Origin of the sequence: Geodermatophilus telluris (assembly GCF_900102745.1) — a bacterium.
In the GTDB taxonomy this organism is placed as follows: Bacteria; Actinomycetota; Actinomycetes; order Mycobacteriales; family Geodermatophilaceae; genus Geodermatophilus; species Geodermatophilus telluris.
The window spans coordinates 300,485-319,928 of sequence record NZ_FMZF01000003.1 but is presented as its reverse complement, the minus strand read 5'-3'; the positions used below and the strand labels follow the sequence as shown (position 1 = coordinate 319,928).

Below are 19,444 nucleotides of genomic sequence, written 5' to 3'. Positions count from 1 at the left end.
TCACCGGGTCCACAGCTGCAGGACGAGGTCGGTCCGGGTGGCGGGGAAGGAGCGCTCGTCGGCGAGGGAGAGGCCGGCGCCGGCGAGGATCGCGTCGTCGTCGGTGGGCACCGGCTCGCCGTCGACCAGGCGGCGGACCAGCCACACGCGGTCGGCGTCGGCGGGCGCGTCGTCGGGCGGCAGGACGACGTCGGGCCGCAGGCGGGGTGCCAGCGTGCGCACGTAGTGGTCGAGGCCGAGCGCGGAGCGCTGGTCGGCGGCGACCACCGGCTCGCCGGGGCGCTGCAGCCGGGCGATCGCGGCCACCACGTCGTCGGAGCGCTCGCGCGGCTCCCGCACCGCCAGCGGCGAGCCGGCCAGCAGCGAGAGCCCGACCAGCGCGGCGGCCACCGGTGCTCGGGCGCCGCGGGGGAGGGCGGTGGCGCCGGCCGCGGCCAGCACGCCGAGCCCGACGAGCCCGGCGAGCAGGTAGCGCGGGTGGTAGACCGGCCGGACCAGCTCCCCGGCGAGCAGGAGCAGCAGCGGCACGAGCAGCCAGCAGGCGCCGACGACGCGCAGGCCGGCGCCGCGCACCGCGCCGACCACCGCCAGCCCCACGGTCAGGTACAGCAGTGGCGTGCGGCCCCCGGCCCAGGCCTCGGCGGCGAGGCCGGGGAAGGTCCCGCCGGTGTCGCGCAGGTGCTCGGCGTTGCGCGCGCCGGTGCCGTTGAGCAGGTTGAGCGCGACCAGGCCGAGGGTGGGCACCACCGCCGCGGCGCCCACGGCGACGACGCGGACGGCGGCCCGCCCGCGCAGCAGCAGCGCCGCGACGACGAAGGCGGCCAGCACGGTCACCGCGTACCAGTGCGCCAGGCCCATCCCGGCCCCGGCCAGGCCGAACAGCAGGAGGCCGCGGGGCGGCTCCTGCAGCCAGCGGACCAACCCCAGCAGCGCCCCGCCGGTGGCCAGCACGGCCAGGCCGTAGCTGCGCGCCTCGACGGCCTGCTCGAGCAGCAGCGGTGCGGTCGCCACGACCAGGCCGGCCAGCACGCCGGTCGGCCGCCCGGCCAGCCGGGTCCCCGCGCGGGTGACGAGCGCCAGCCCGCCGGCGGTGGCCAGCACGGACAGCACCCGCAGCGAGGTGTCCCCGCCCAGCCCGGGCAGCGACACCCAGGCGTGCACGACGACGTACCAGGGCGCGTTGTAGGACGGCGGGACGTCGGCGAGGTAGCTCGTCGTCCCCTCGCCGGTGACGATCGCCCGGAGGATCTCGGCGAGCGGGCGCCGGCCGACCTCGGCGGTGAACAGCTCGTCGAACCACAGCCCGTGGCCCGGGGCGAGCAGGACGGCGGCCAGCAGCACCAGCACGAGCGGCGGGAGCAGCTCCACCGGCCGCCAGCGGGCGACCGGTGCGGCCGGTGGCGCCCCGACCGGCCGGGGCGCCGTCGTCGTCACGGGGAGGAAGGGTAGGCGACCCTTCCTCGCGCGGATCGTCGGTGGCGCCGGGCAGGGTGGTCCGCGTGCTGGATCCCGCTCCGCCGCCGTCATCGGACGTCGTGCGGGCGCGGTTCCGCCGGCAGGGCCGGCGGGACACCGCGCACGAGCTGGCGGTGCGGCGTCGGCTGCACGCGCGCGGTGTCCGCTTCCGGAGAGAGGAGCCCGTACCCCTCGTCCCCCGCAGGCTCGGGACGGGGCGTGGCCCGGCGCCCTCCCCGGCAGCGGCAGACGTCAGCGGCCGGCCACCGTGCATGGGCCCGCCGCGAGCGTGCGAGCGGTGGGGGGCACGGTGGTCCTTACCGAGGACCCGGACACGGTCGCCGACACCATCTGCGCCGCGCTGGGGCGGTGACCCGGCGTCACTCGTCCCGGGCGGCACCCCGAGCGCGCTGCACGGCCGGGCTGCCGACCCACAGCCAGCCGAGCAGCACCGCCACCACGCCGCCGGTCACGAGGGCCTGCGGCAGCGCGAAGATGAAGTCGACCACCAGCACGACGGCCGACACGATGGCGACGGCCAGCACGACCAGGCCGAGGAAGGCGTTGCGGTTGCTGCGCCGCAGCAGGTCCTCCTTGTCGTGCTGGCGGAACAGCGCCCGGTGCTGCGCGGCCGGGGCGATGAGCAGCCCGGTGGCCACCACGGCGGCGATCAGGGTCACGAAGTAGACGTCGCGCTGGAACTCGGTCGCCCGCTCCGTCGCCTGCTGGAACGGCACGACCAGCAGGAAGGCGAACAGGAACTGCACGCCGGGCAGCGCCACCCGCAGCTCGTTGAGCAGCTCCAGGAGCTCGCGGTCGATGCGCTCGGCCCGGGTCTCGTCCCGGCCACCGGGCCCCCGGCGGGGGCCCTCGGGGCTCTCGGCGCGGTCGTCGGCAGCCCCGCCGTCGACCGCCGCCCTGCGTGCGGGACCCGGCCGCGCGCCGCGCCGTGCCCGCTGTCCCGATCCGGTGGTGGCCATGTCCCCGGTCCTCCTCCTCCGGTCCGACGTCCCCCGGGTCGCGCGACCCCGTCCGCAGGTGCAGCGTGTGCCCGCTCGCGGCCTCCGTCTCACCTGGTGGTCACTCTCCTCGCCCGTCCGTGGGTAGGGGAGGGCCATGTCGACGTGGGAGCCGAGGACACCGCACCCGCACCAGCCCGACCACGAGCCCGACGACCGCGAGCCCGACGGGCCGCCGGCCGCCCCCGGCTCGCGGGACCAGGACGCCGACCACCCGGGGGACGGCGACCGGCCCGGCGAGACCGACGACGCCGGCCGGACCGCCGGTGAGGTGGCGACGCCGGACACGCCCTTCACCCCGCCCGACCCCGGCGCCGCCCGCCGTCCGGACGACGGGTGACCCGCGTCGCCGCCGTACCGTCGGAGGGGTGGACCTGAGCGTGCTGCCCCGCCGTACCGCCGACGAGCTGGACGCGATGCGCGACGCCGGCCGGGTGGTGGCGCAGACGCTCGCAGTGGTGCGGGCCGCGGCGGTGCCGGGCGTGAAGCTGCGCGAGCTCGACGACCTGGCGCAGACCGCGATCCGGGAGGCCGGGGCGACGTCGTCCTTCCTCGGCTACAAGCCCGCCTGGGCGCCGACGGCCTACAACGGCGTGCTGTGCCTGTCGCCCAACGAGGTGGTCGTGCACGGCCGGCCCAGCGGGCAGCGGCTCAAGGAGGGCGACCTGCTCAGCGTCGACTGCGGCGCGATCGTCGACGGCTGGCACGGCGACGCCGCGATCACCGTGCAGGTGGGGGCCGGCAGCGACGACGACGCCCGGCTGGTGACCGCCACCGAGGAGGCGCTGGCCGCCGGGATCGCCGCGGCCGTCCCGGGGGCCACGCTGCAGGACGTCGCGCAGGCCGTCGACGCCGTCGCCCGCCGTCACGGCTACGCGCACCTGCCCGACCACGGCGGGCACGGCATCGGCCGCTCGATGCACGAGCCGCCGTTCGTGCCCAACCGCCCGCAGGCCGGGCTCGACCGGGTGCGGCTGCACGCGGGCAGCACGCTGGCCATCGAGCCGATGCTGCTGGCCGGCGCCGACCGCTACCGGCACAAGAAGGACGGCTGGGCGGTGGTCACCGCCGACGGCCGGCGCGCCGCCCACGTCGAGCACACCGTCGCGGTCACCGACGAGGGGCCGGTCGTCCTCACCGCCCCCTGAGTTCGGCAGCAAGGTGTGCCAGATGTGCGCAAGTCCGCGCGCGCCGGGGCCGGTCGGAGCCCCTGTACGGGTGAGACTCGCCGCCAGCGATGACTTCCGGCACCCCTGGCCGTCCTCCCACTGGGCGGCGGGACTCGGCGTCCGCGGCCCGGCAGGACGACGAGAGGAACCAGGTGACCGAGATCAGGCAAGACGTCGACGCGCGCGTCCACACCGAGCGCACCCGACTGCTCCACGTGCTCGACGGGCTGGACGAGGAGCAGTGGGACACCCCCAGCCTGTGTGCCGGCTGGTCGGTGCGAGACCTCGTCCTACACGTGCTCATGCCGTACGAGGTCTCGACGCCCCGGTTCCTGCAGATGATGCTGCGCGCGCGGTTCGACTTCGATCGCGCCGCCGACCGTTGGGCGACCACGGACACCCGGACACCGGCCGAGGTGGTCGCGGGCCTTCGGGAGACCGCGCACCGCACCTTCAACGTGCCCGGCGCGCCGGTTGAGGCGCCGTTGAGTCATCTGGTCATCCATGCCCAGGACGTCTACCGGCCGCTCGGGGTGCCCTCCCCGACGGACCCGGAGAACGCCCGGGTCGCCCTTGAGCAGCTGACCAGCCCGCGCGCCCGTCGCTCGCTTCCGCCGGGCATCCTCGACGGGCTGGCCTTCTCGGCCACCGACACCGACTGGCGCTACGGCAAGGGGGCCCCGGTCTCCGGACCGGCCACCGCGCTGCTCACCACGCTCTCGGGCCGGACCGCCGCCCTGCCTGAGCTCGCCGGTGCGGGCGTGGCAGATGTGCGAGCGCGCCTGTAGCCGCCGAGCGCGAGAACGCCAACGCGCAGCACACCGCTCACATCGGGCGACTGGACTTCCGCACAGAAGATCACACCCTGCCGCCGAACTCACCGCCCCCTGAGCCCGGTCACCGGCGCCGGCGCCAGGCCATCGCCCGGCGGACGGCGCGCCGCTGTGCGGCGGCCAGCGGCGGCGGCGCCCACGCGGCCGACGGCGGCTGCAGCGCGGTGCCCAGCTCCACGCGCAGCAGGTCCACCGCGTCGAGCAGGGCCCCGTGCTGCGACCAGGCGGCCGGGTCCGCCCGCGGGTCGACCAGCAGGGCCTCGGCGAGCCGGCCGCGCAGGTCGAGCAGCGTCGTCAGCGACTCCAGGTCGGGACCGGTCGCCGGGCGCGTGCCGTCCGCCACGCCGCCCGCGGCGCGCAGGGTGGCCGCGACCGCGAGCAGGACGTCGGCCAGCGCCTCCCGGGCCGGCGGCGACCAGGCGTGGTCGGCCGCCTCCTCGGGCAGGAAGTAGGTGCGGTCGAGCAGCACGCGGGAGACGGTGCGCAGGCTGACGTGCAGCCGCTCGAGGGCGGTCAGAGTGTTGCGCAGCCGCGGCTGGGCCTCCCGGGCCGCCCTGCCGCGCGGGTTGAGCCGGGCGCTCTCCTCGGTGCGGGCGAGCCGGCGGTCGGCCCGCGCCAGCTCCGTCCCCAGGCCGCGGGCACGGTCCAGCAGCTCGTCGGCGAGCTCGCGCGACCACGGGCCGCGCAGTGCGGCGGCGAGCTCCTCGCTGACGGCGGCCATGCGCCCGGCCAGCTCGGCGATGGCCTCGCCCGCCGGCTGGACGTAGAGCGGCGGGGCGATCACGAGGTTCACCAGCACGCCGACCGCCGCACCGACCAGCGTCTCGGTGACGCGGTCGAGCGCGGCGCTCTCCGCCCCGCCGACGGCCAGCACGAGCATCGCGCTGATGGGCACCTCGGCCAGGTGCGGCCCGAGCCGCAGCAGCCGGCCGACGACCAGCGAGATCCCGACGACGAGCCCCAGGCTCCACCAGCTCAGCCCGGCGACGGAGGCGAACAGCGCCGCGATCAGGACGCCGGCGGTGACGCTCGCGATCCGCTCCCACCCGGTCGCCAGCGTCTCGTACAGCGTGAGCTGCACGACCAGCAGCGCGGTCAGCGGCGCGAGGATCGGCGAGCTGCTGGTGTCCAGCCAGGTCGCGACCTGGAACGCCAGCACCGCGGCGAGCACGGTCTTCGCGGTGCGCAAGCCGGGGGTGCGCCCGCGCCGCGTCAGCCGGGGCAGCACGCCCTGCAGCCGGCGCGACAGGGCGTGCGGTCCGGCCACGGGTGCCAGTGTCCCCGGCGAGGAGCCCGGACACGCGCCGGCCGCCGCCCGCGGGGTGCGGGCGGCGGCCGGAGGGGGAGTGCGGCCGGCTCAGGCCGAGGGCCGGCGCCGCACGGTCGACCAGGGAGACGGGCGTCAGCGGCGGGCGGTGCCCTTGATGACCTCGCTCGCGCGCTGCTGCTCACCGGCGTAGGAGCTCACCCACACCAGCGCGCCGGTCAGGGCCGGGATGACCCACTGCAGGGCGTCGAGCTGCTCCTGCGCGGCGGCGATCTCGGCCTTGGTGAACTTGGTCGGCTTGGTGCCCGACCGCGACGACGGGTTGTCCTTGCTGTTGACGACCTGTCCGAGGGAGCGGCTGTAGGCGGTGACGCCCAGCGCGGCGGCGGTCAGCAGGGTCTTGAGCGTGGACATGCCGGCCACGCCCTCCTGGTTGGCCACCCGGCCGCGGTTGCCGATGAGCTGGCCGACGCTGCCGACGAGGTGGGCGCCGATGGCGACCGCGTTGACCGGGGTCCAGCGGTTCCAGCCCTCGTTGGCGACGCGGCCGGTGTCCTTGCCGGCCTCCCCGGCGGCGGGGTTGAGCGCGACGGCGTTGGCGAGCGTGCCGCCGAACCAGGCGGACAGGCCCAGGTCGTGCAGGGCGCGGGACAGGGTGTTGCGGGCCATGGGTCTCTCCAGCAGGTCGGTTGCGGTGAGCCCGCCACCTACCCGCTCATCCGGGGACCATTCCCGCTGATCCTCAGCGTGCGTAGCGGACGGCGGCCCGGGCGCGCGCCTTCTCCGCCTCGACCGCGCGGTCCTTCGGCGGGGCGGTGGTGACCAGCGCGTCGAGCAGCCGGGCCGAGGCGGCGGCCACCTCGGCGACGGCGCGGTCGAAGGCCTCGGCGTTGGCCCGCGCGGGCTTCGCCGAGCCGCTGATCTTGCGCACGTACTGCAGGGCCGCGGCAGTGATCTCCTCGTCGGTGGCCGGCGGCGCGAAGTTCGACAGCGGGCGGATGTTGCGGCACATGCCGCGCACCCTAGGACCGGCAGCCGACAGCGGGCCCGGTCCGCACCCGGACCGGGCCCGCTGCCGGCCCCTGCACCGGGCCCTCGCTCAGAAGCCGGCGCGGTCGACCCGGCGGTGGTAGCGGGTGCCGAGGGTGCCGCCGAGCAGCGCGCCGAGCAGCGTCGCGACCAGCACGGCCGCCAGCGTCACGAGGCCGGCCGTGGTCGCGGTGCCCTCGTCGATCGGGATGCGCGGCAGGTTGAGCTGCTGCAGCACGTTGTACTGCGCGCCGAGCACCGTGGCGACGACGGCCAGCACGACCACGACGAGCAGGCCGACCAGCCACACGGCCAGCCCCTGGCGGGCGCCGTCGAAGCGGGCCATCCGCCCGGCGACGTACCCGCCGGCCAGGTAGGCCAGGAACAGGATCACCAGCAGCGCGATCCCGCCGGCGACGCCGAGGGTGCTCGCCGGGTCGGCCGGGACGTCGTCGACGCCGTCGACCTGGGCGAGGCTGAGCCCCACGCCGGTCGCGGCGAGCAGCGCCACGAGCACCACCGCCAGGCCGGTGGCCGACAGCCAGCCGAAGAAGGCCGCACCCCACTTGATCCCGCCGAAGCGCGCCCGCTGCGCCGCGACGGCGTCCCGGGCCGCCCCGCGGGTGACGTGCGCGCCCTCGGTGGCCAGCGTCGCGTCCTGGTCGTGGTGGGTACGGTCGTTGGTCGCCATCGGACCTCCTCGTCGTGGGCGGGGAGGGCGCTCCCCGGCCGGTGTGCGCCGGTCGGTCCGGCGCGTCCGCGCAGGTCGGGTACCCGGTCGCGGCGATCGTGAACGGCGGCACCCCGACCGGGTGACCGGTGAGGAGGCGGGATGACGGTCCTGCTCGTCGACGCCGCCAACGTGGTCGGCGCCCGCCCCGACGGGTGGTGGCGCGACCGCGCCGGCGCCACGACCCGCCTGCTGCGCCGGCTGGCCCCGCTGGCCGGCGCCGCCGTCCCCGGCATCGGCCTGGTGACGGAGGTGCTGGTCGTCGTCGAGGGTGCGGCGGCCGGCGTCCCCGAGCCCGCCGGTGTCCGGCTGGTGCGCGCGCCCGGCAGCGGCGACGACGCGCTGGCCCTCACCGCCGCCCGCCTGGCCGCCGCGGGCCGGCGGGTGCACGTGGTGACCGCCGACCGCGGCCTGCGCGCGCGCCTGCCGGCCGGGACGGAGGTCACCGGCCTCGGCCGGCTGCTCGCCGCGCTCGATCGCATGGTGGGCAACGGACCGGGGTAGGCGGGGAGGAGACTGCCCGGCCGGGGCGTGACCTCGGCGCACTCCGAGACGAGGAGCCCGACCGCATGCCCCAGACCGTCCTGATCACCGGCGCCTCCAGCGGCATCGGCCGCGCCACCGCGCACCTGTTCGCGCAGCGCGGCGCGTCCCTGGTGCTGCTCGCCCGCGGCCGGGAGGCGCTGGAGGAGACCGCCGCCGAGGTGCGGGCCGCCGGCGCCGCCGACGTCGTCGTCTGCCCGGCCGACGTGCTCGACGAGGACGCGCTGCGCCGCGCCGTCGAGGGGACGGTGGAGCGCACCGGCCGCCTCGACATCGTCGTCCACTCCGCCCAGGTGGTCGCCTACGGCAGGCTCGAGGAGGTGCCCAAGGAGGTCTTCGAGCGGGTGGTGGACACGGCGCTGCACGGCACCGGCAACCTCGCCCGCACGGTGCTCCCGGTGTTCCGCCGGCAGGGTGCCGGGCACCTCGTCGTCGTCAGCTCGTTGCTGGCGTCGGTCACCACCCCGCTGATGGGCAGCTACACCACCGCCAAGTGGGGCCAGCTGGCGATGATCCGGACGCTGCAGCAGGAGACCCGCGACGTCCCCGGCATCCACGTCTCGGCGGTGGCCCCGGGCGGGGTGAACACGCCCATCTACTCGCAGGCCGGCAGCTACGTCGGCCTCAAGGGCCGCCCGCCGATCCCGATCTACTCCCCGGAGCGGGTGGCCCGCTCGGTGGTCGCCCGGCTGGACAAGCCGCGGCGGCTGGTCCAGTCCGGCTTCGCCAACCCCGTCGTCATCCTCGGGTTCCGGCTCTTCCCGGCCCTCTACGACGCGCTCGTCGGGCCGCTGCTGCGCGTGTTCGCCCTCGCCGACGACGACCGGACGCCGCCGACCGAGGGCAACGTCTTCGCGTCGCGGCCCGACGGCAACGCGACGACGGGGCGCTGGCACGGCATCCCGTGACCACCGTGGTGCGCACCGTCGTCCCTGGTTGACCCGGGGGTCGGGGCGGGACGAGGCTGGCCCTCCCCGCCGCCGGGCGGGCCGACCGCGGGAGGCCCCGTTGACCGCCGACCCCACCGCCCGACCCACCCCGCCCCGCCACCCCGCGCACGCGGGCGTGGAGTCCGAGCGGGTGGACGCCGACTACCTGGAGCGGCGCCGGCTGCGCACCGGGACGGCGGGCTGGCTGCTGCTGGCCGGCCTCGGCGTCTCGGCGGTCATCTCCGGCGACTACGCCGGGTGGAACTTCGGCCTGGCCGAGGGCGGCTTCGGCGGGCTGCTGGTCGCCGTCGTGCTCATGGCGGTCATGTACACCGCCATGGTGTTCGGGCTGGCCGAGCTCGGCTCCGCGCTGCCGACGGCGGGCGGCGGCTACACCTTCGCCCGGCGCGCGCTGGGCCCGTGGGGCGGGTACGCCACCGGCGTCGCGGTGCTCATCGAGTACGCCATCGCCCCGGCCGCGATCGCCACCTTCATCGGCGCCTACGTCGAGTCGCTCGGGCTGTTCGGCATCACCGACGGCTGGTGGGTCTACCTCGCCGCCTACGCGCTGTTCATCGGCATCCACCTGATGGGCGTCGGCGAGGCGCTCAAGGTCATGTTCGCCGTCACCGTGGTGGCCGTCGCCGGGCTGATCGTCTTCCTCGTCGGCGCGGTCCCGCAGTTCGACGCCGGCAACCTGCTCGACATCGCGCCCACCGACGCCGCGGGCGCGTCGTCCTTCCTGCCGTTCGGGCTGATCGGCATCTGGGCGGCCTTCCCGTTCGCGATCTGGTTCTTCCTCGCCGTCGAGAGCGTGCCGCTGGCCGCCGAGGAGGCCCGCGACCCGGCCCGGTCGATGCCGCGGGGGATCGTCGCGGCGATGGGCGTGCTCGTCGTCCTCGCCGTGCTCATGCTGGTGTTCACCCCCGGCGCCGGCGGCGCGTCCACCATTGCCGACTCGGGCAACCCGCCGGTCGACGCGCTGGCCGCCTCCGCCGCGCCGGACGCGCTCACCCGGGTGGTCAACTACGCCGGGCTCTTCGGCCTGGTGGCCAGCTTCTTCTCGATCATCTACGCGTACTCGCGGCAGGTCTTCGCGCTGTCGCGCGCCGGCTACCTGCCGCGGGCGCTGTCGGTGACCAACTCCCGGCGGGCGCCGGTGCTCGCGCTGCTGGTGCCCGGCGCCATCGGCTTCGCGCTCTCGCTCACCGGCCAGGGCGCGGTGCTGCTCAACATGGCCGTCTTCGGCGCGACGGTGTCCTACGTGCTGATGATGGTCAGCCACATCGTGCTGCGCCGCCGCGAGCCCGACCTGCCCCGGCCCTACCGCACACCGGGCGGGACGGCGACCACCGGCGTCGCGCTGGTGCTGGCCGCCGCCGCGGTCCTGGCCACCTTCCTCGTCGACGTCACCGCGGCGCTGTGGACGCTGGCGGCCTACGTCGTGTTCCTCGCCTGGTTCGCCCTCTACAGCCGCCACCACCTGGTCGCCTCGGCGCCGGAGGAGGAGTTCGAGCTGCTCGCCGACGCGGAGGACGACGTCCGGTGAGCGCCCGGCGCAGCACCGTCGGCGGGCACACCTTCGAGTTCCCGACGCTGGTCGAGCTGCTGGCGAAGGCGACGCCGCTGCGCTCCGGCGACGTGCTCGCCGGCTGCGCAGCGGAGTCGGCCGCCGAGCGGGTCGCCGCCCAGGGCGTGCTGGCCGACCTGCCGCTGGCCACCTTCCTCGACGAGCAGGTGGTCGGCTACGACGAGGACGACGTCACCCGGCTGGTCCTCGACACCCACGACGCCGCGGCGTTCGCGCCGGTCGCGTCGCTGACCGTGGGGGAGTTCCGCGACCGGCTGCTGGCCTGGGCCGCCGCCGGCGACGAGGCGTCGATCTCCGCGCTGGCCCCGGGGCTGACCCCGGAGATGGCCGCGGCCACCTCGAAGCTGATGCGCAACGCCGACCTGGTCGCCGTCGGCCGGCGGACGCGGGTGGTCACCGGGCTGCGCAGCACGATCGGCCGCCCCGGGACGCTGGCCTCCCGGCTGCAGCCCAACCACCCGACCGACGACCCGCTGGGCGTGACCGCCTCCATCGTCGACGGGCTGCTGCAGGGGTCGGGCGACGCAGTCATCGGCATCAACCCGGCCACCGACTCACCCGCCCGCACCGTGGCCCTGCTGGAGCTGGTCGACGCGGTCATCGAGCGCTACGACATCCCCACCCAGTCCTGCGTGCTGGCGCACGTGACGACGACGCTGCGGGCGCTGGAGCAGGGCGCGCCGGTGGACCTGGTGTTCCAGTCGGTCGCCGGCACCCAGGAGGCCAACCGCGGCTTCGGCGTCACCCTCGACCTGCTCGCCGAGGCCCGGGCCGGGGCGCTGGCGCTGGGCCGCGGCACGGTCGGGGACAACGTGACCTACTTCGAGACCGGGCAGGGCTCGGCGCTGTCGGCCGGCGCGCACCTCGGCGTCGGCGGGCGGCCGGTGGACCAGCAGACGCTGGAGGCCCGGGCCTACGGCGTGGCCCGGCACTACGCGCCGCTGCTGGTGAACACCGTCGTCGGGTTCATCGGCCCGGAGTACCTCTACGACGGCAAGCAGGTGCTGCGCGCCGGGCTGGAGGACCACTTCTGCGGCAAGCTGCTCGGCCTGCCCATGGGCGTGGACGTCTGCTACACCAACCACGCCGAGGTCGACGGCGACGACACCGACTCCCTCATGCTGCTGCTGGGCGCGGCGGGGTGCTCGTTCCTCATCGCCGTCCCCGGGTCGGACGACGTGATGCTGCACTACCAGTCGCTGTCGTTCACCGACGTGCTCACCGCCCGGCAGGTGCTCGGGCTGCGCCCCGCACCGGAGTTCGAGGCGTGGCTGGCGCGGATGGACCTGCTCGACGACGCCGGCCGGGTGCGCGAGCTCGCCCCCGACGCGCCGGCGGCGCGGGCCCTGCTCGCGGCGGCGTCGGCGTGAGCGAGGCGCTCGACCGGCCGCTGCCGCCGGGGAACGACCCGTGGACGGTGCTGCGGACGGCCACCCGGGCGCGGGTGGCCCTGGGCCGGGCCGGTGACGCGCTGCCCACCGCCCGGGAGCTGGAGTTCCGCGCCGCGCACGCCGCCGCCCGCGACGCGGTGCACCAGCCGCTGGACCCGGCCGCGGTGCGCGCCGCGCTGCCCGGGCACGAGCTGCTGGAGGTGCACTCGGCCGCCCCCGACCGGGCCACCTACCTGCAGCGGCCCGACCTCGGCCGGCAGCTGGCGGAGGGGACGTCGCTGCCGCGCACCGACGCCGACCTCGCGGTGGTGGTCGCCGACGGGCTGTCCCCGCGGGCGGTGCACGAGCACGCCGCGGGCCTGGTGACCGCGCTGCTGGAGCGGCTGCCCGGCTGGCGGGTGGCCCCGCTGGTGCTGGCCGACCAGGCTCGGGTGGCGCTCGGGGACGCGATCGGCGCGGCGCTGGGCGTGCGGGCCGTCGTCGTGCTGATCGGTGAGCGGCCGGGGCTGTCCTCGGCCGACTCCCTCGGCGTCTACCTCACCTGGGACCCGCGGCCGGGGCGGGTGGACTCCGAGCGCAACTGCGTCTCCAACGTCCGCCCGCCGCACGGGCTGTCCTACGCGCAGGCCGCCGACACCGTGGCCGCGCTGCTGGCCGCGGCACGCGAGCTCGGCGCCTCCGGCGTCGCGCTCAAGGACGAGGGGCCGGCCCTCCCCGCCGGCTGACGGTCAGGCGAAGAACGCGTCGATCGCCGGTTCGTCGATCGGGGCGCTCCAGAACTCGGCCAGCCGGCCCTCGCCGTCGAAGCGGACGACGTGCGCGGTCAGCGTGTCGAGGTGCCGGTCGCCGCGGTGGGCGGTCATCCGGACCAGGGCGGTGCCGTGCTCGGCGTCGGCGCACAGGAGCACCGGCTCCACCCGCAGGCTGTTCTCGGTCAGCTCCATGGACCGGCCGAACATCGCGAACACGGCCTGCGGTCCCTCGTAGTCACCGGAGACCGGGGTGTGCCCGGGCTCGTGCCAGCGGACGTCGTCGCGCCACAGCTCGGTCAGCGCGGCGAGGTCGCCCTTGGCGAAGGCGGTGTAGCCCTCCCGCATGCGGGTGAGGTTGGGGTGGTCGGACACGGTGCACTCCCTCCCGAGGACGGGTCCCCCGTGGACGGCGCGAGCAGTGTCGATCCGGCCGTCCTCCCACGGAAGGGAGCCCGGCACGTCTCGGCCCGGGTCCCCGACGCCACGGAGGGGAGGGAGCTCGCGGCGTCCCTCCCCTCCGTGGGGTCCTGGTGTCAGCCACCCGGTGGCGGCTCCCCGGGTGTCCGGTCGCGACGCTCGTCGACGGGGCGCTCGACGGCCGGGCGCTCGACGACGGGGCGCTGGCTGCCGGGGCGCCCGCCGACGTGGCGCTCCACGGCGACCGCCGTCGTCGCCCCGTGGTGGGCGTGCGCCTCCTCGAGCTCGTGCACCGCCTCGTCGAGCACCGGCACGTGCGCCGTGCGCGGCAGCAGCCGCCGGACGATCGGGAACAGCAGGACCAGCGCGATGATCGCGTAGACCACGACCGACATCGGGTCGATCAGCCCGCCGAGGTCGCCGTTGCTGATCTGCAGCGCCTGCCGCAGCTCCGCCTCGGCGTAGGGGCCGAGGATCACGCCGATGATCGCCGGCAGCAGCGGCAGGCCGTAGCGCCGCATCATCATGCCCAGCGCCCCGATGACCAGCAGCAGGAACAGGTCGAAGGTGTTGGCGTTGGCGGCGTACGCACCGAGGCTGGCGAAGAAGAGGATGCCCGCGTACAGGTAGCTGCGCGGGATCCGCAGCAGCCGCGCCCACACCGGGGCCAGCGGCAGGTTGAGCACCAGCAGCGCCGCGTTGCCGATGAACAGGCTGGCGATGAGGCCCCACACGAGCTCGGGCTCGCTGTCGAACAGCTGCGGCCCGGGCTCGATGCCGTAGCTCTGGATGGCCGCGAGCATGACCGCCGCGGTCGCCGTCGTCGGGATGCCCAGGGTCAGCAGCGGGACCAGGCCGCCGGCGGCGGAGGCGTTGTTCGTCGCCTCCGGCCCCGCGACGCCCTCGATCGCGCCCCTGCCGAACTCCTCGGGGTGCTTGGACAGCCGCTTCTCGGTGACGTAGGAGAGGAACGTCGGGATCTCCGCGCCACCGGCCGGGACCGCCCCGAACGGGAACCCGATCGCGGTGCCGCGCAGCCACGGCTTCCACGACCGGCTCCAGTCCGACCGGCTCATCCGCGGGCTGCCCACGGGGATGACGTCGACCGGCCGCCGCCGCAGGTGCGCGGCGGTCCACAGCGCCTCGCCGACGGCGAACAGGCCGATCGCGACGACGACGACGTCGATCCCGTCGGCCAGCTCCGGGACGCCGAAGGTCAGCCGCTGCTGGCCGGAGGTGGCGTCGATGCCGATCAGCCCGATGGTCAGCCCCAGGCCCAGGGAGGCCAGGCCGCGGATCCGCGAGCTGCCGAGCACCGAGGTGACGGCGATGAAGGCCAGCGCCATGACGGCAAACATGTCGGCGGGGGAGACCTCGATCGCGAGGTCGGCGACGGTCGGAGCCAGCATCGCCAGCAGCAGCGTGGCGATGGTGCCGGCGACGAACGAGCCGATCGCCGCCGTCGCCAGTGCCTGCGCGGCCCGCCCGGCCCGGGCCATCTTGTTGCCCTCGACGGCGGTCACCACCGAGGCGCTCTCGCCGGGGGTGTTGAGCAGGATCGACGTCGTCGACCCGCCGTACATGCCGCCGTAGTAGATGCCGGCGAACATGATCAGCGCGGTGGTGACGTCGAGGCCGCGGGTCAGTGGCAGGAGCAGGGCCACCGCCATGGCCGGGCCGATGCCGGGCAGCACCCCGATGGCGGTGCCCAGCAGCACCCCGAGCAGGGCGAACGCCAGGTTCGTCGGGGTCAGCGCGGTGCCGAAGCCCTCGACGAGGGAGCTGAACGCGTCCATCTACAGGATCCCCCTCAGGACCCCCGGGGGCAGCACGGTGCCGAGCCCCAGGGCGAACAGGTAGAAGGAGCCGATCGACAGCGCGAAGGCGATGACCGCGTCGCGCACGTAGTGGCGGCTGCCGAGGGCGAAGGCCGATCCCCAGAAGAGGATCGCGCCGGAGAACACCCAGCCGAGCGACTCGATGAGCAGGGCGTTGGCGGCGAACGACGCCGCGAGCAGGAGGATGGTCCGCCAGTCGCTGCCCGCGCCGAGCTCGACGTCCTCGCCGGACTCGGGCTCGCCGCGGCCGCCACGGGCGACGTCGACGGCGAGGAGGGCCGCGACCACGAGCAGCAGGCCGCCGACGACGACGGGCACGGCAGCCGGGCCGACCGGCCCCCGGCTGATCCGGCTCTCCGGTAGCAGCAGCGCCGAGACGACGACGACGACGCCGATCGCCCCCAGGAACAGGGCCACCCCGTACTCGGAGCGGCCCTGCTCCCGTCCCCGGGCGGGGCCGGCCTGGGCGGAGGTCACGCCAGCCCCAGCTGGCCCAGCACGGACTGCACCCGCTGGCTCTCCTCGTCGAGGAAGGAGGAGAACTCGTCGCCGGTGGCGAAGGCGTCGGTCCAGCCGTTGTCCTCGAGGGCCTGCTGCCAGGCCTCGCTGCCGTGCATCTCGGTCATCGCGTCGACGAAGCGCTGGGTGTCCTCCTCGGAGATGCCGGGGGCGGCCACGACGCCTCGCCAGTTGGTGAAGGTCAGGTCGACGCCGGCGTCGGTCAGGGTCGGCGCGTCGACGCCCTCGACGGGCTCCTCGCTGGTGACGGCGAGGATGCGGACGTCGCCGCCGGCCGCGGACTCGGCCACCTCGCCGACGCCGGTCGCGGCGAAGGCCACGTCGCCGCCGAGGATGCCGGCCAGCAGTTCGCCGCCGCCGTCGTAGGGCACGTAGTTGACGGTGGTCGGGTCGACCTCGACCTCCTGCGCCAGCAGCATCGGCGTCAGGTGGTCGGGACCGCCGGGGTTGGACGCGCCGCCGACGGGGGTGTTGCCGGGGTCGGCCTTCCACGCCTCGACCAGGGCGTCGAGGTCCTGGTAGGGCGAGTCGGCCGGGACGACGATCGCCTCGGCCTCCTCGATGAGCCGGGCGATCGGCGTGGTCTGGTCGAGGGTGGCCTCGGACTGGTTGCTGAACTGCGCGCCGACGACGCCGAGGCCCATCTGCATGAGCATCTCGGCGTTGCCCTCCTCGTTGACCAGGCGCTGCAGACCGACGGTGCCGCCGGCGCCCTCGACGTTGAACACCTCGGTGCCCGAGGCGAGCCCCTCGTCGTCGAGGACCTGCGCCCAGGCGCGGGCGGTGGTGTCGTAGCCGCTGCCGGGCGAGTTGGGGACCAGGACCCGCAGGCCGCTGAGCGCCTCGTCGCTGCCGCCGCCGGAGGCCGAGCCGCCCTCCGCCGTCGTGCCGCAGCCGGTGAGCACCAGGCCGGCGGCCACGGTGCCGACGGCGATCCTCCGCAGGTGGGCGTTGCGCATGCGTTCCTCCAGGTGTGCGGGCGGCTCCTCTGCCGCGTCGCAGGAAGGCTGGCAACCGGCCGGTGGGGTGTCACCGTTGCGGACGCATTGCGCCTTGCGGTCCTTGTGTTCACGGTCACAGGACGACGGTGGCGTGGTGCACTGTCAGGCGTTCCCCAGGCCCCGAGGGAGGCGCTCGTGCTCCGGCGACTGTCGCTGGCCGGCCAGCTGCTCGCGCTGCAGGTCGTGATCATCCTGCTGGTGCTCGTCGGCGTGGCCGCGGTCTCGGTCGCCCAGACCACCCAGCGGGCCGAGGAGTCGGAGGGCCGCCGGGCGCTCTCGGTGGCCGAGACGCTGGCCAACTCCGTCTCGCTGCGCTCGGCGATGGAGGAGGACCTGGTCCGCTACGTCCGCATCGCCGCGGAGAGCGCGCGCACCGTCTCGGGCTCCGCGTCGGTGGTGGTGGCCGACGCCGGCGCGACCGTGCTGGCCAGCGCCGACCCCGCCGAGCTCGGGACCGGGTTCCCGGTCGGGGACAGCACCGTGCTGGAGGGGCGCGCCTGGGTGGGGGAGCGGACCGACGAGCGCGGGCGGTACGCCGTCGCGATGGTGCCGGTGCTCACCGGCCGCGACCAGCTCGGCCTCGTCGCGGTGGAGCGCCGCTACCCCGGCGTCCTCGACGGCCTGGCCGCGGCCGCGCCGAACCTGCTCACCTACCTCGGTGTGGCCAGCGTGCTGGGCATCGTGGGCTCGCTGCTCGTGGCGCGCCGGGTCAAGCGGCAGACCCTCGGCCTGGAGCCGGCGGAGATCACCGGCCTGGTCGAGCACCAGCGGGCGATGCTGCACGGCATCCGCGAGGGCGTCGTCGGGCTGGACCTGCACGGCCGGGTGACGCTGGTCAACGACGAGGCCATCCGGCTGCTGGGCATCCCCGGCGACGCGGTCGGCCGCGACCTCGGCGAGCTGGGGGTGGGGGAGGAGCTGCGCGACGCGCTGCTGCGCGGGGACGAGGAGCGCGACCGCGCGGTGGCCACGGCCGGCCGCGTCGTGGTCGTCAACCGGCTGCCGATCAGCAGCCGCGGCCGGACGCTCGGCTCGGTGACCACCCTGCGCGACCGCACCGAGCTGCTGGAGCTGCGCCGCGAGCTGCAGCTCACCCGGCACGTCACCGACACACTGCGCGCCCAGGCGCACGAGTTCAGCAACCGGCTGCACACGATCGCCGGGCTGATCGAGCTGGGCCAGGCCGAGGAGGCGGTGCGCTTCGTGCACCGGGTGAGCGCCGGCCGGTCGCGGCTGGGCGCCGAGGTCACCGGTGCCGTGCAGGACCCCGCCATCGCCGCGCTGCTCATCGCCAAGGCCAGTCAGGCCAGCGAGCTCGGCGTGGACCTGCGCTTCGCGCCGGAGTCCGCGCTGCCGCCGCTCGGGGACGAGCTGTCCACCGACGTCGCCACCGTGGTGGGCAACCTGGTCGACAACGCGCTCGACGCCGCGGCCGCCGCCCCGGAGCGGTGGGTGGAGGTCTCCCTCGGCCTGGTCGACGGCGAGGTCGACGTCGTCGTCCGCGACTCCGGGGCCGGGGTGCCGCCGGGCCTGGAGCGCGAGGTGTTCCGCAAGGGCGTGACCACCAAGGACGCGGCCGGCGGCGGGGAGCGCGGCATCGGACTGTCGCTGGTGCACCTGGTCTGCACCCGCCGCGGCGGCGAGGTCGTGGCCTCCTCCGACGGCGGCTCGGTGTTCACCGCCCGGCTGCCGGCCGACCCCGAGCTGGTGGGCGCGTGATCCGGGTCCTCATCGTCGACGACGACTTCATGGTCGCCCGGGTGCACGCCGGCTTCGTCACGGCCGCCGACGGGTACGAGGTGGCCGGCACCGCGTCGACCGGCGCGGCGGCGCTGGCCGAGGTCGAGCGGCTGCGGCCGGACCTCGTGCTGCTCGACGTCTACCTGCCCGACATGACCGGCCTGGAGGTCCTGCAGCGGCTGCGGGCCTCCGGCTCGGCGGTCGACGTCGTCGTCATCAGCGCGGCCCGCGACGTCGAGAGCATCCGCAGCGCGCTGCACGGCGGCGTCCTGCACTACCTGGTCAAGCCTTTCGACCGCTCCACGCTGGAGCGGTGGCTGGCCGACTACCGCACCCTGTCGGCCGAGTTCCGCCGCGGCACCGAGCTCGCCCAGGACGACGTCGACCGGGTGTTCGGCCGGCCCGGCGGCACGGCCGCCCCCCGGCCGGTGAGCACGCCCAAGGGCATCAGCCCGGAGACCCTGGAGCTGGTCCGGCAGGCGCTGGCGGAGGCCGGACCCCAGGGTCTGTCGGCGACCGAGGCCAGCGAGCGGACGGGGCTGGCCCGGGTGAGCGCACGCCGCTACCTCGAGCAGCTGGTGGCCCAGCAGGAGGCCGACGTCCGGCAGCGCTACGGGACGGCGGGCCGGCCCGAGCGGCGGTTCAGCGTGCGGTCGGGCCGGCCGGTGCCCCGCTGACCGGCCCGGACCACAACGACCGATAGCTCCACTAGGGCCGCAAGCGTGACCCCGGCCACGCGCTGCCGCAGGCTGCCCCGCATGACCGTCGTCGTTGGTTACGTCCCGACCCCCGAGGGCGAGGCCGCCCTCACCGCGGCCGTCGCCGAGGCCGAGCGCCGCGGGGAGCCGCTGCACGTGGTCAACACCTCCCGCGGCGACAGCCTGGTCGACCGCCGCTTCGCCGGCGAGGACGACCTGCGGGCCGTCCGCGAGCGGCTCGACGCGACGGGCGTGCGTTACGAGCTCGAGCAGCAGGTGCGCGGCCGCGAGGCCGCCGAGGAGGTGGTCGACGCCGCCGAGCGGCTCTCGGCCAGCCTGCTGGTCATCGGCCTGCGCCGCCGCACGCCCACCGGCAAGCTGATCACCGGCAGCTCCGCGCAGCGGATCCTGCTCGACGCCCCCTGCCCGGTCCTGGCGGTCAAGGCCGCCTACTAGAAGGACCCCCTCGCCCCCCACCGCTCGCACGCTCGCGGCGGGGCCCTGCGAGGGGGCCGTTCCAGCA

Annotated in this window: 21 protein-coding genes; 11 read left to right on the top strand and 10 right to left on the bottom strand. The window is 75.8% G+C overall.

Going from position 1 to position 19,444, the window contains the following annotated elements:
- Together BLQ97_RS12030 and BLQ97_RS12025 are read right to left on the bottom strand one after the other, a co-directional pair.
- Nucleotides 1-1,434 (bottom strand): glycosyltransferase family 39 protein, encoded by a 1,434-nt coding sequence (locus tag BLQ97_RS12030; RefSeq protein WP_245692102.1) that lies wholly within the window; start codon nucleotides 1,432-1,434, stop codon nucleotides 1-3.
- A gap of 401 nt (nucleotides 1,435-1,835) precedes the next feature.
- Complete coding sequence (locus BLQ97_RS12025; RefSeq protein ID WP_217637164.1) at nucleotides 1,836-2,435, bottom strand: DUF6328 family protein; 600 nt, start codon at nucleotides 2,433-2,435, stop codon at nucleotides 1,836-1,838.
- Nucleotides 2,436-2,571: 136 nt separating this feature from the next.
- Between BLQ97_RS12025 and BLQ97_RS24220 the strand changes: the two genes are divergently transcribed.
- The 3 genes from BLQ97_RS24220 to BLQ97_RS12010 all read left to right on the top strand — a co-directional run bounded on the left by BLQ97_RS24220 (nucleotide 2,572) and on the right by BLQ97_RS12010 (nucleotide 4,431).
- The gene (locus tag BLQ97_RS24220) at nucleotides 2,572-2,814 is read left to right on the top strand and encodes a hypothetical protein (RefSeq protein ID WP_091366096.1); all 243 of its coding nucleotides are present in this window, start codon (nucleotides 2,572-2,574) and stop codon (nucleotides 2,812-2,814) included.
- Between the two features lie 28 nt (nucleotides 2,815-2,842).
- The gene (gene map / locus BLQ97_RS12015) at nucleotides 2,843-3,622 is read left to right on the top strand and encodes a type I methionyl aminopeptidase (RefSeq protein WP_245692149.1); all 780 of its coding nucleotides are present in this window, start codon (nucleotides 2,843-2,845) and stop codon (nucleotides 3,620-3,622) included.
- A 173-nt stretch (nucleotides 3,623-3,795) separates the two neighbouring features.
- Nucleotides 3,796-4,431 (top strand): maleylpyruvate isomerase family mycothiol-dependent enzyme, encoded by a 636-nt coding sequence (locus tag BLQ97_RS12010; protein WP_091366095.1) that lies wholly within the window; start codon nucleotides 3,796-3,798, stop codon nucleotides 4,429-4,431.
- A 109-nt stretch (nucleotides 4,432-4,540) separates the two neighbouring features.
- Here the strand turns inward: BLQ97_RS12010 and BLQ97_RS12005 are convergent, their stop codons facing one another.
- From BLQ97_RS12005 to BLQ97_RS11990, 4 genes are all read right to left on the bottom strand, one after another.
- Nucleotides 4,541-5,743: an aromatic acid exporter family protein gene (locus BLQ97_RS12005; protein ID WP_175471698.1), complete on the bottom strand. Its 1,203-nt coding sequence runs from the start codon at nucleotides 5,741-5,743 to the stop codon at nucleotides 4,541-4,543.
- A gap of 135 nt (nucleotides 5,744-5,878) precedes the next feature.
- Nucleotides 5,879-6,412, bottom strand: coding sequence for a hypothetical protein (locus BLQ97_RS12000; RefSeq protein ID WP_091366093.1), 534 nt, complete (start codon nucleotides 6,410-6,412; stop codon nucleotides 5,879-5,881).
- 73 nt (nucleotides 6,413-6,485) lie between these two features.
- Entirely contained in the window at nucleotides 6,486-6,755 is a 270-nt protein-coding gene (locus tag BLQ97_RS11995) for a DUF2277 domain-containing protein (protein ID WP_091366439.1), read from the bottom strand.
- A gap of 87 nt (nucleotides 6,756-6,842) precedes the next feature.
- A complete protein-coding gene (locus tag BLQ97_RS11990) occupies nucleotides 6,843-7,463 on the bottom strand; it encodes a hypothetical protein (RefSeq protein WP_091366092.1) in 621 nt (206 codons plus the stop codon).
- 141 nt (nucleotides 7,464-7,604) lie between these two features.
- Between BLQ97_RS11990 and BLQ97_RS11985 the strand changes: the two genes are divergently transcribed.
- From BLQ97_RS11985 to eutC, 5 genes are all read left to right on the top strand, one after another.
- Complete coding sequence (locus BLQ97_RS11985) at nucleotides 7,605-8,006, top strand: hypothetical protein (RefSeq protein WP_091366091.1); 402 nt, start codon at nucleotides 7,605-7,607, stop codon at nucleotides 8,004-8,006.
- Nucleotides 8,007-8,071: 65 nt separating this feature from the next.
- Nucleotides 8,072-8,953, top strand: a complete 882-nt coding sequence (locus BLQ97_RS11980) for an SDR family NAD(P)-dependent oxidoreductase (protein WP_091366090.1) — start codon at nucleotides 8,072-8,074, stop codon at nucleotides 8,951-8,953.
- A 100-nt stretch (nucleotides 8,954-9,053) separates the two neighbouring features.
- Nucleotides 9,054-10,523 carry an ethanolamine permease gene (gene eat, locus BLQ97_RS11975; RefSeq protein ID WP_217637163.1) on the top strand — a complete coding sequence of 490 codons (1,470 nt, stop codon included), beginning with the start codon at nucleotides 9,054-9,056 and terminating at the stop codon, nucleotides 10,521-10,523.
- Nucleotides 10,520-11,935 carry an ethanolamine ammonia-lyase subunit EutB gene (locus BLQ97_RS11970; RefSeq protein ID WP_091366089.1) on the top strand — a complete coding sequence of 472 codons (1,416 nt, stop codon included), beginning with the start codon at nucleotides 10,520-10,522 and terminating at the stop codon, nucleotides 11,933-11,935. The genes eat and BLQ97_RS11970 overlap by 4 nt, the downstream gene beginning before the upstream one ends.
- Entirely contained in the window at nucleotides 11,932-12,681 is a 750-nt protein-coding gene (gene eutC / locus BLQ97_RS11965) for an ethanolamine ammonia-lyase subunit EutC (RefSeq protein ID WP_091366088.1), read from the top strand. The genes BLQ97_RS11970 and eutC overlap by 4 nt, the downstream gene beginning before the upstream one ends.
- Before the next feature lie 3 nt (nucleotides 12,682-12,684).
- Here eutC and BLQ97_RS11960 read toward each other — a convergent pair whose 3' ends face one another.
- From BLQ97_RS11960 to BLQ97_RS11945, 4 genes are all read right to left on the bottom strand, one after another.
- On the bottom strand, nucleotides 12,685-13,080 hold the full coding sequence (locus BLQ97_RS11960) for a nuclear transport factor 2 family protein (protein WP_091366087.1): 396 nt from the start codon (nucleotides 13,078-13,080) through the stop codon (nucleotides 12,685-12,687).
- 161 nt (nucleotides 13,081-13,241) lie between these two features.
- Nucleotides 13,242-14,921 (bottom strand): tripartite tricarboxylate transporter permease, encoded by a 1,680-nt coding sequence (locus BLQ97_RS11955; RefSeq protein WP_091366086.1) that lies wholly within the window; start codon nucleotides 14,919-14,921, stop codon nucleotides 13,242-13,244.
- Nucleotides 14,922-15,440, bottom strand: coding sequence for a tripartite tricarboxylate transporter TctB family protein (locus tag BLQ97_RS11950; protein WP_091366085.1), 519 nt, complete (start codon nucleotides 15,438-15,440; stop codon nucleotides 14,922-14,924).
- Entirely contained in the window at nucleotides 15,437-16,441 is a 1,005-nt protein-coding gene (locus tag BLQ97_RS11945; protein ID WP_091366084.1) for a Bug family tripartite tricarboxylate transporter substrate binding protein, read from the bottom strand. The genes BLQ97_RS11950 and BLQ97_RS11945 overlap by 4 nt, the downstream gene beginning before the upstream one ends.
- A gap of 177 nt (nucleotides 16,442-16,618) precedes the next feature.
- On the opposite strand from BLQ97_RS11945, the gene BLQ97_RS11940 reads away from it, so the two are divergent.
- The 3 genes from BLQ97_RS11940 to BLQ97_RS11930 all read left to right on the top strand — a co-directional run bounded on the left by BLQ97_RS11940 (nucleotide 16,619) and on the right by BLQ97_RS11930 (nucleotide 19,377).
- A complete protein-coding gene (locus tag BLQ97_RS11940) occupies nucleotides 16,619-18,202 on the top strand; it encodes a sensor histidine kinase (RefSeq protein WP_175471697.1) in 1,584 nt (527 codons plus the stop codon).
- The gene (locus tag BLQ97_RS11935; RefSeq protein WP_175471696.1) at nucleotides 18,199-18,900 is read left to right on the top strand and encodes a response regulator; all 702 of its coding nucleotides are present in this window, start codon (nucleotides 18,199-18,201) and stop codon (nucleotides 18,898-18,900) included. The genes BLQ97_RS11940 and BLQ97_RS11935 overlap by 4 nt, the downstream gene beginning before the upstream one ends.
- Before the next feature lie 81 nt (nucleotides 18,901-18,981).
- A complete protein-coding gene (locus tag BLQ97_RS11930; protein WP_091366435.1) occupies nucleotides 18,982-19,377 on the top strand; it encodes a universal stress protein in 396 nt (131 codons plus the stop codon).
- Nucleotides 19,378-19,444 lie beyond the last annotated feature (67 nt).

Coding starts and splice junctions, on each gene's coding strand:
- BLQ97_RS12025 (WP_217637164.1), bottom strand. CDS start 2,435: ATGGCCACCACCGGATCGGGACAGCGGGCACGGCGCGGCGCGCGGCCG.
- BLQ97_RS24220 (WP_091366096.1), top strand. CDS start 2,572: ATGTCGACGTGGGAGCCGAGGACACCGCACCCGCACCAGCCCGACCAC.
- BLQ97_RS12000 (WP_091366093.1), bottom strand. CDS start 6,412: ATGGCCCGCAACACCCTGTCCCGCGCCCTGCACGACCTGGGCCTGTCC.
- BLQ97_RS11995 (WP_091366439.1), bottom strand. CDS start 6,755: ATGTGCCGCAACATCCGCCCGCTGTCGAACTTCGCGCCGCCGGCCACC.
- BLQ97_RS11990 (WP_091366092.1), bottom strand. CDS start 7,463: ATGGCGACCAACGACCGTACCCACCACGACCAGGACGCGACGCTGGCC.
- BLQ97_RS11985 (WP_091366091.1), top strand. CDS start 7,605: ATGACGGTCCTGCTCGTCGACGCCGCCAACGTGGTCGGCGCCCGCCCC.
- BLQ97_RS11980 (WP_091366090.1), top strand. CDS start 8,072: ATGCCCCAGACCGTCCTGATCACCGGCGCCTCCAGCGGCATCGGCCGC.
- BLQ97_RS11955 (WP_091366086.1), bottom strand. CDS start 14,921: ATGGACGCGTTCAGCTCCCTCGTCGAGGGCTTCGGCACCGCGCTGACC.
- BLQ97_RS11945 (WP_091366084.1), bottom strand. CDS start 16,441: ATGCGCAACGCCCACCTGCGGAGGATCGCCGTCGGCACCGTGGCCGCC.
- BLQ97_RS11930 (WP_091366435.1), top strand. CDS start 18,982: ATGACCGTCGTCGTTGGTTACGTCCCGACCCCCGAGGGCGAGGCCGCC.